Raw genomic sequence first — 6,712 nt, forward strand, 5'->3', positions numbered from 1 at the left:
TCTCACCACATCGACCGCGACCACCACCCGCGCCCGCAGCCGCTCCGGTGAGATGTGAGACGGCCTCTCCGTCCGGGATCTCACCGCACGGCCGGGCGCTGTCGTTCCGGTGAGATGTGAGACGACCGGGTCGTCCGAACTCTCACCGGAGGGATGCGTCAGACGGCGCCGAGCGCGGCGTCGTAGTCAGGCTCCTGAGCGATCTCGGAGACCAGTTCGGTGTGCTTGACCGAACCGTCGGGACCGACGACGACCACCGCACGTGCGAGCACACCCGCGAGCGGACCGTCGGTGAGCGTGACCCCGTAGTCGGCACCGAAGGTCGAGCGGAATGTCGATGCGCTCGACACGTTCTCGATCCCCTCCGCGCCGCAGAATCGGCTCTGGGCGAACGGGAGATCGGCCGACACGCACAGCACAACCGTGTTGTCGAGGTCTGCGGCACGCTGGTTGAACGTGCGCACGCTCGTCGCGCAGGTCGGGGTGTCGACCGACGGGAAGATGTTGAGGATGACGTTCTTGCCGTCGAGGCTGGAACTGTTCACCTCACCGAGGTCGTTGCCGACCAGCGAGAACGACGGAGCAGAGCCGCCGACCGCGGGAAGATCACCGGATGTGTTGACGGGGTTGCCCCCAAGAGTCACTTCAGCCATGTCGGCACACTACGACCATCGAGTCGTCGCCTGCCAACACCGAGCGGCTATCGGCGCACGTTCTTGAGGTTGATCAACACGACACTGAGGACCGAGGCGCCGAGCACCCACCACTGGTAGCGGGTGGTGAAGCCCAGGAAGCTGTCGAGTTGGTCATCGAAGAATCGCGACAACCACCAGATGAGCGCGAGTCGACCGGCGATCCCGATCGAGAGCAGAAGGATCAGCTTGGGAATCGGGGTCCGACGGACCCCGGTGAGCACCGCGACGATGTTCGATCCCGAGAAGATCGGGATCAATGCCCATTCGGCCTTCTCGAACCCGCGGTCGAAGGCCTTCTCGGCATCGTCGGTGAATCCGAGGTACTTCTTGAACCACCCGGTCGCCTGGTACGAGTACGCGCGTCCGATCAGGTGACACACCGCGAATGCCAGCGCGATTCGAGCCATCCCGACGACCGCGTAGACGGGGACGGAGATGTCGGCACCGAGGGCGAACGCGAGGTACCGATTGCGCGACGAGAGCAGGAGCAGCAGGCCGGGATTGGGCGAATCGTTGTCGACCAGGGTGGCCCAGGTGGCGTTCGCAACGTTCGTGGCGATCACCAGAGCGACGAAGGCGACGAGCGTCAGCGGCGCCCAGCGCGGGGGTTGATGGAGGACCTCGACGGGCGCGGTCGACACCGGCGGGCCCACGGGGTCGGGAAGTTCGGTGTCGGCGTCGCTCACGGGAATTCGACGGTAGCCCGCGATGCGCTACCTTCGGCGCTCATGCAGGGGTTGATGCAAGACGTTCCACTCACGATCACGCACCTATTCGGGCGTGCCGAGCAGTACTTCGGTCACAAGGAGATCGTGACCGCGACGGGAAGCGGCGTCGAGCGCACGACGTTCGCGGAATGGGCCCGGCGAACCCGGCGACTCGGCGGAGTGTTGGACGACCTCGGGATCTCGGCTGATGGTCGCGTCGCCACGTTCGCGTGGAACACCGCGCGCCACCTCGAGCTGTACTTCGCGGCACCGTGCACGGGTCGCGTCCTGCACACCTTGAACATCCGACTGTTCCCCGAGCAGCTGACCTACATCGTCAACCACGCCGACGACGAGGTGATCTTCGCCGACAAGTCGCTCCTCGGATTGCTCGCACCGCTGATGCCGACGTTCGAGCGGCTCCGGCATCTGGTGATCATGGACGACGGCAAGGGTGAGGTGCCCGACGGTCTCGGCGACGGTGGAGTACAGATCCACGACTACGAAGAGCTGCTCGCGGCGGCCGACGGGGTCGACTGGCCCGAGATCACCGACGAGCATCAAGCCGCCAGCATGTGTTACACGAGCGGGACGACCGGGAATCCGAAGGGTGTCGTGTACAGCCATCGCTCGACGTACCTGCACACGATGGCCGCGATGATGGCGGACGGCCTCGGCGCCCGCGAGTCCGACGTGATCCTGCCGGTCGTGCCGATGTTCCATGCGAACGCGTGGGGGCTCGCGCACGCGGCCGTCGCCGCCGGAGCATCGCTGATCATGCCCGGACCGGACCTGTCCGGGCCGGCGGTTGCGAAGCTGATCGTCGACGAGAAGGTCACGGTCGCCGCCGGTGTCCCGACGATCTGGATGGCGGTGCTGCCGGAGCTGGAGGGCAAGGACACGTCCTCGCTCCGAACGATTCCGTGCGGTGGATCGGCCGTGCCGAAGTCGCTGTCGGAGGCATATCGCGAACAGCTGGGCCTCCCGATCCTCCAGGCCTGGGGGATGACCGAGACGAGCCCGGTCGCCTCGGTGTGCCAACTCGACGGGGACCAGCTCGAACTCTCCATCGACGAGCAGGCCGACCTGCGCACCCAGGTCGGGCGGATCTCGTTCGGCGTCGATGCCCGGGTCGTCGACCCGACCACCATGGAGGCGATCCCGTGGGACGGTGAGTCGAGTGGTGAGCTGCAGTGTCGGGGAAATTGGATCGCGGCGGACTACTACGACGACGAACGCAGCGGCGAGAGCTTCACCGACGACGGCTGGTTGAAGACGGGTGACGTCGCGACGGTCGACGAGCGCGGTCGGATCCGGCTGGTCGACCGGACGAAGGACCTGATCAAGTCGGGCGGCGAATGGATCAGCTCTGTCGAACTCGAGAACGAGATCATGGCCCACCCGCAGGTCGTCGAAGCTGCCGTGATCGGTGTGCCGCATCCGAAGTGGGGCGAGGCACCGCTGGCATGCGTCGTCCGGGTTCCGGGAGAGGAGCCCACCGAGGAATCGATCCTCGAGTTCCTCGACGGCAAGGTCGCCAAGTGGCAGCTTCCGAAGGGCGTGATCTGGATCGACGAGGTCCCGAAGACGAGCGTCGGCAAGTTCTCCAAGAAGACGCTGCGCGAGTCGCACCAGAACACGCTGATGCAGCCGTGAAGCGACTGATCACGCTCGCAGCGACGCTGACCCTCTTCGGAGTGGCGTGTGCGCCCGACCCACCGGACACGTACACGAGCCCCGACGCCGCCCCGGAGACGCTGCCACCGCTCCCGACCGACGTCCCCCTGGACGAAGCGGGCGAATCGTTCCCGGCCAACGGCACGACCACCGAGGTTCGCGCGCTCGACAACAGCTTCGTCGCGCAGACCGTGGAGGTCGCCGCCGGCACCGAGGTGCGGTGGCTGAACGGCGGCCGGAACGACCACGACGTCCTCCCGGTCGAGGACGATCTCGACTGGGGTGTGGACCGCGGCGGCTTTGCGCCGACCGAGGAGTACTCCCATCTCTTCGACCAGCCGGGCGTGTACCGCTACTACTGCTCGATCCACGGGACCAAGGACGCGGGAATGGTCGGTGCGATCGTGGTGACCGAACCGGCCTGACGGGCACCGTTCGAGAACAACCCTGAACCGAAATCGAAACGGTCGCCAAACGTCTGGCGCCCTTGCACATGATCCATCGGCTCCGTGGGACACTCGTGTCGATGACCATGCGATCGGATCGAACCGTTGACGAGGGCGACCTCGGCGACGTTCGCGTCGCCAAGCTGAAGCACTCGCTGGCGCTGCGGTGGATGCACTGGCTGAACTTCCCGCTGCTGATGATCATGCTCTACAGCGGCATGCGGATCTACTGGTCCGACCTGCAGGAGCCGTATGCGATCGGCATCGGCGGGTGGCAGATCTTCGAGTTCTGGCCCGACGGGGTGAACAGCGCTCTCCAACTCGAACGCAAATTGGCGAAGGGGATCGCCTTCCACCTCACGTTCGGCTGGTTCTTCGTCCTGAACGGGCTCGTCTACCTGATCTACCTGTCGCGCCGAGGCGAGTGGCGCCACATCGTCCCCGATGTCCAGGGCATCAAGGATGCCCGCAAGTCGGTCGCCCACGACCTCCACCTGCGTGCGGACAAGCCGGTCCAGGGCAAGTACAACCCGGCACAACAGGTCACCTACACACTGGTCATCGTGATCTCGGCGCTGCTCGTGGTGAGCGGTTTCGCGATCTACAAGTCGGGTCAGCTGTCGTGGCTCGAGGCCATGTTCGGCGGCTACGACTACGCACGATTCGTCCACTTCACGGCGTCGATCCTGCTGCTGCTGTTCTTCTTCGTCCACATCGTCCAAGTGATCCGCGCGGGGTGGGCCAACTTCGCGTCGATCATCACGGGGTACCGCCTCGGGCGCCGCGACGACCCGGAGGTCGCACCCGTCGCAGCCTTCGGCCCCGACGACGCCCACCAGGAGATTGCACACGACCGGTCGCCCGACTCGGCCGAGCCGCTGACGGAAGGGAGCGGATCATGATCGGCGACGCCCATGACGAGGCGGAGGCAGCCCGCGAACGGATGCTCCGCGAGCAGACCGACGACGGGGAGATCATCTCCCACGCCGAGTACACGAAGAGGTCGCGTCGGGCGTTCCTGTCGTTCGCAGGCCTCGGCATTGCCGGCTACATCGGGTTCAACCGACTGCAGAACCAGGAGGAGAACGAGAGCATCCCGCGGTTCGTCCGGGCTGGTCTCGACTGGAACCAGAGCGTGTGGGACCGTGTGCAGCGAGACGGAGCGCGGGCGCGCACCTTCTCGCTCGACGATCGCGAGGAACTGCGGATCAACGGCCGCCACGGACTCGAGGACGAGGCCGGCGACTTGATCGAGGTGACCGACGACGAGGCTGCGAACTGGGAGATCGCGGTCACGTCACGCTCCGGCGACACGATCGATCCGATCCCGCTCGCGTCGATCACGTCCGACTTCGAGGTGCAGGAACTGGTCTGCGAGCACAAGTGCATCGAGGGGTGGGCGAACATCGTGCACTGGACCGGCGTCCGGCTCTCCGACGTACTCGACCGCTATGCACCCGACGAACTGTCGTCCGAGTGGGCGGTGTTGCGCACCCCACCCGGCGACGACGTACGGCGCGACTACAGCGCTGCCATCGACAACTACACCGTGCGCCACGCCCAGACGCTGTTGGCGTGGCGGCTCAACGGCGAACCGCTCACGGCCGGGCACGGCTCACCGATTCGCCTCGTCACACCCTTCAAGTACGGGATCAAACAGATCAAACGAGTCGGCTCGATCGAGTTCACCGACGATCGCCCCACCGACTACTGGACCGAACGGGGCTACGACCTCCACTCCGGGTTCTGAAAATGTGAGCTCCCGCCCTCGTGTGGCTACTGTCTGGCTCGACACGAGACGAAGGTGGGGAACGATGAAGCAGGCGATTGCGATGCTGGCGGGTGTGATGCTCGTCGTGGCTGCGTGTGGCGGGAGTGACAGCTCCGAGACCGAGGACGCGAGTTTCGAAGGAGGCGCGGTCGCGAGAACCGAGCCGGCGTCCGATACAACCGAGGCGTCCGACGACACGGCGCCCGCTGCGACCGACGCCGCGGAGGGCGAGTCGGATGCAACCGAGGCCCCGTCCGAGACCGAAGCGCCGGCCGAGGCTGATGACGACGGCGTGCTCAACGTTCCCGACGAGTACGCGACGATCCAGGAGGGAGTCGACGCAGCTCAGGCCGGAGACCTCGTGCTGATCGCCCCAGGCGTCTACAACGAGGCCGTCGACGTCGTCACCGACGAGATCGTCATCCGCGGACTCGAACGTGAAGGCGTCGTCCTCGACGGAGAATTCGAACTCGACAACGGCATCCGCGTGCTCGGAGCGAAGGGCGTCGCCGTCGAGAACCTCACGACGCAGAACTACACCGACAACGGTGTCTTCTTCACCGCGGCCGACGGATATCGCGCGTCGTACATCACGGCGTACCGCGTCGGTGACTACGGCGTCTACGCGTTCGACTCGGTGAACGGCCAGATCGAGAACTCGTACGGCGCGGGCAGCCCCGACGCCGGTTTCTACATCGGGCAGTGCTACCCCTGCAACGCGGTGATGGACAACGTTCTGTCCGAGCACAACGGGCTCGGATACTCGGGCACGAACGCGGGTGGAAACCTGACGATCGTCAATTCGACGTTCCGCTTCAACCGCGCCGGAGTGGTCCCCAACTCGGGCAGCTACGAACTCTGCTATCCGCAGCGTGACAACCTCATCGTCGGCAACACCATCTATTCGAACAACCAACCGGACACGCCGGCGATCGACGTCGCGCTGCTCGCCATGGGCAACGGCGTGGTCGTGGCCGGTGGCATCGGCAACACGATCGAACGGAACCTGATCTACGACCATGATCGAACCGGCATCTCGCTGACTCCGTTCCTGGAAGAAGCTGCCAACGACGACGTCCCGACGGAGGACGAGTGGGAGATCTCCTGCGAGGAGCAGCGACTGCAGCCGCTCGCCGAGGACATTCCCGAGGCGGTGCTCTGGGAGGCGTACGACAACATCGTGCGTGACAACGACATCAGCGAGAGCCGCGGCGCCGACCTCGGTGTGGCCGGTGTCGACGTTCCGACCGGCGACCTGCGCAACTGCTGGGCCGGCAACATCATCACGTCGAGCCAGCCCGCCGATCTCGAGACGCTCGCCCCGTGCGGATCCGCGGCGGTGCCCGCCGACGACCCCGCGTGGTCGGTCGATCCGCTCGACGTGTTCGGTTGGTTGGCCGAAGCGGACAGCCAGCC

General features: G+C 65.7%; 7 protein-coding genes. 5 read left to right on the plus strand and 2 right to left on the minus strand.

Annotated features, from left to right (window positions below):
• Positions 1-158: 158 nt before the first annotated feature.
• Both tpx and WBV89_RS18055 read right to left on the minus strand, forming a co-directional pair.
• Complete coding sequence (gene tpx / locus WBV89_RS18050) at positions 159-653, minus strand: thiol peroxidase (protein ID WP_423982718.1); 495 nt, start codon at positions 651-653, stop codon at positions 159-161.
• A 47-nt stretch (positions 654-700) separates the two neighbouring features.
• Positions 701-1,381, minus strand: a complete 681-nt coding sequence (locus WBV89_RS18055; RefSeq protein WP_423982719.1) for a hypothetical protein — start codon at positions 1,379-1,381, stop codon at positions 701-703.
• A gap of 42 nt (positions 1,382-1,423) precedes the next feature.
• Here WBV89_RS18055 and WBV89_RS18060 point away from each other — a divergent pair, with 42 nt between their 5' ends.
• From WBV89_RS18060 to WBV89_RS18080, 5 genes are all read left to right on the plus strand, one after another.
• Positions 1,424-3,058 (plus strand): long-chain fatty acid--CoA ligase, encoded by a 1,635-nt coding sequence (locus WBV89_RS18060; RefSeq protein WP_423982720.1) that lies wholly within the window; start codon positions 1,424-1,426, stop codon positions 3,056-3,058.
• Positions 3,055-3,504 (plus strand): cupredoxin domain-containing protein, encoded by a 450-nt coding sequence (locus WBV89_RS18065; protein WP_423982721.1) that lies wholly within the window; start codon positions 3,055-3,057, stop codon positions 3,502-3,504. The genes WBV89_RS18060 and WBV89_RS18065 overlap by 4 nt, the downstream gene beginning before the upstream one ends.
• A gap of 101 nt (positions 3,505-3,605) precedes the next feature.
• Positions 3,606-4,427: a cytochrome b/b6 domain-containing protein gene (locus tag WBV89_RS18070; protein WP_423982722.1), complete on the plus strand. Its 822-nt coding sequence runs from the start codon at positions 3,606-3,608 to the stop codon at positions 4,425-4,427.
• Complete coding sequence (locus WBV89_RS18075; RefSeq protein ID WP_423982723.1) at positions 4,424-5,275, plus strand: molybdopterin-dependent oxidoreductase; 852 nt, start codon at positions 4,424-4,426, stop codon at positions 5,273-5,275. The genes WBV89_RS18070 and WBV89_RS18075 overlap by 4 nt, the downstream gene beginning before the upstream one ends.
• Before the next feature lie 64 nt (positions 5,276-5,339).
• On the plus strand, positions 5,340-6,712 hold a 1,373-nt coding region (locus WBV89_RS18080), incomplete at its 3' end, for a NosD domain-containing protein (protein WP_423982724.1).

Origin of the sequence: Ilumatobacter sp. (genome assembly GCF_049588435.1) — a bacterium.
GTDB lineage: Bacteria > Actinomycetota > Acidimicrobiia > Acidimicrobiales > Ilumatobacteraceae > Ilumatobacter_A.

Excerpts from the sequence above, each read along its gene's own strand:
- WBV89_RS18075 (WP_423982723.1), top strand. The coding sequence starts at position 4,424 with ATGATCGGCGACGCCCATGACGAGGCGGAGGCAGCCCGCGAACGGATG.
- WBV89_RS18070 (WP_423982722.1), top strand. The coding sequence starts at position 3,606 with ATGACCATGCGATCGGATCGAACCGTTGACGAGGGCGACCTCGGCGAC.
- tpx (WP_423982718.1), bottom strand. The coding sequence starts at position 653 with ATGGCTGAAGTGACTCTTGGGGGCAACCCCGTCAACACATCCGGTGAT.
- WBV89_RS18060 (WP_423982720.1), top strand. The coding sequence starts at position 1,424 with ATGCAGGGGTTGATGCAAGACGTTCCACTCACGATCACGCACCTATTC.